Raw genomic sequence first — 764 nt, forward strand, 5'->3', positions numbered from 1 at the left:
TTCCTGTTACAACTATAGTTTACCACAACAACCACAACAACTGTCTCTATAAAACTCTCTTTTACTCTTGAAATTGGTCAATGCAAATCTTTGATTGAGTTCCTTCATCTCTTCTTCGTTCACCATAAAATGAACGGTACAATTGTTTTTACGATTTACGCTTTTTGACATTTATCATCACTCCTTTCTTTTTCGGGGTTTTAGGGTTCTCCCTAAAATTGGTTAAGCTGAATTCCCAGTTTACAAGCCTACTTTTTGGACTGTGGTCAAAAAGTATATGCTTGCTATCTCTCTGAACATATTCTTTTTATTAAAATGAACTCTACTCCCTTATGACTATCACAGAAGAATAAGGGTGTCCCGCAGCCAAGACGGATAACTCTCATTCTGCCCAATTTTCGTTTTATATAAATTTGAAAGTTATCGCTACCACTACCACACTACCTTTGAAGTCGGTAGCAAAGTAGCGGTAGCGGACTTTTTAAAAACTCTTAGAATGGTATATCTTCAGCATTAACCTCCACAAAATCTGTATTAATATTTCGTTTATAAAACTTCTTGCTAACCCGAACCACTCCGTCAATCCTTACCTTCTTGCTTTTCACATTTGCTTCTAAGATCCATTCTCCTGCCATCTCATTTGCCATCAGTTCCGAAAAGACTTTTTCATTCGTTTCAGGGTACTTACTTGTAAATTCTGCGGAACAAAGGAGATCCGGCGTATCGGATTTTGTCGTTTTCCATTCCATAAAGTCCAGGAAGTT

Annotated in this window: 1 pseudogene; it reads right to left on the minus strand. The window is 37.2% G+C overall.

From position 1 onward, the window contains the following. Positions 1-491: 491 nt before the first annotated feature. Positions 492-764, minus strand: a pseudogene (locus HMPREF9333_RS12005) (VapE domain-containing protein); the annotation flags it as partial.

Source organism: Johnsonella ignava ATCC 51276, assembly GCF_000235445.1.
Taxonomy (GTDB): Bacteria; Bacillota; Clostridia; order Lachnospirales; family Lachnospiraceae; genus Johnsonella; species Johnsonella ignava.